The following is a 1,262-nucleotide window of genomic DNA, read 5'->3' as shown; positions in this document are numbered from 1 at the left end:
CTGATGCCCTGGGCGTCGCGGATCTCCCAGCTATGCAGGGACAGCGGGCGGTCGCCGAAGGTCAGCGTCACCTCCCCCTCGTCGCTGTCGTCGCTCAGCTCCAGGGTGACCCGGATGGTGGCCGCGTGCCGCTCGATGGCGCGCATGGCGACGCCGTCTTCCAGGTCGACCTCCTCGCGGATGAGGAACCACAGCGGCGTCTCCCAGAGCGGCAGGAAAGTCGCCTGCTTCAGCTCCCGGTCGTAGTAGAGCAGCGTCACGCCGTTGGCGATCAGCAGCGCCGGATGGGGTGGATCGTACTCGAAGCGCAGCCGGCCCGGCCGGTCGAGGTAGAGATCGCCCTCGGCATAGGCGCCGTTGGAGGAGACCTGCACGAAGCGCGACTTGAGGGTGTCGATTTGGTTCAGGTAGTCGACCAGCCGCGCCAGAGTCTCCTGGTCTTCGCCGGTCACCGCCGCGGCGGTCTCCTCCTGCGCTTGGACTGGTGCGGCGAAAAACAGACCCGCGGCGAGCCCGAGGGCCGCCCAAAGTCCGAAGAGAGATCGGTGAAAGGCGCGCATGGTTCTCATGATACGGCCCAGATGTAGGGTCTCTTCCCCGCCGGCGCCAGACCCGAGCCGAATCAGGAGGCGGCGCTGAGGTCCTCGGGGCCGGAAATAAGCACCTCGCGCTTGCCCACGTGGTTGGCCTCGCTGACCAGGCCCTCGACCTCCATGCGCTCGATGATGCGCGCCGCCCGGTTATAGCCGATCTGCAGGTGGCGCTGGATGAAGCTGGTGGAGGCCTTGCGGTGCTGGCAGATCACCGCGACCGCCCGGTCGTAGAGCTCGTCGCCGCTGCCGCCCTCGGCGGCGAAGCTGTCGAAGCCCTCGCCGTCCTCCTCCTCTGTCACCGACTCGATGTAGGAGGGCTGGCGCTGGCGCTTCAGGTGGGCGACCACGTCCTCGACCTCCTGGTCGGTCACCAGGGGGCCGTGCACGCGGGTGATGCGCCCGCCCTGGGCCATGTAGAGCATGTCGCCCTGGCCGAGAAGCTGCTCGGCGCCCGGCTCGCCGAGGATGGTGCGGCTGTCGATCTTGGAGGTGACGTGGAAGGACACCCGGGTCGGGAAGTTGGCCTTGATGGTGCCGGTGATGACGTCGACCGAGGGCCGCCCAAAGTCCGAAGAGAGATCGGTGAAAGGCGCGCATGGTTCTCATGATACGGCCCAGATGTAGGGTCTCTTCCCCGCCGGCGCCAGACCCGAGCCGAATCAGGAGGCG

Annotated in this window: 1 protein-coding gene and 1 pseudogene; both read right to left on the bottom strand. The window is 67.7% G+C overall.

From position 1 onward, the window contains the following. Positions 1–569, bottom strand: a 569-nt coding sequence (locus MJD61_16140; GenBank protein ID MCG8556794.1) for an outer membrane lipoprotein carrier protein LolA, incomplete at its 3' end; no start/stop codon positions are given. 53 nt (positions 570–622) lie between these two features. Next, a pseudogene (locus MJD61_16135) lies at positions 623–1,153 on the bottom strand (cell division protein FtsK). Between the last annotated feature and the right edge of the window lie 109 nt (positions 1,154–1,262).

Source organism: Pseudomonadota bacterium, assembly GCA_022361155.1.
Lineage (GTDB): Bacteria > Myxococcota_A > Polyangia > Polyangiales > JAKSBK01 > JAKSBK01.
The sequence above is the reverse complement of the archived record's forward strand: the minus strand, read 5'-3'. Positions and strand labels throughout refer to the sequence as shown.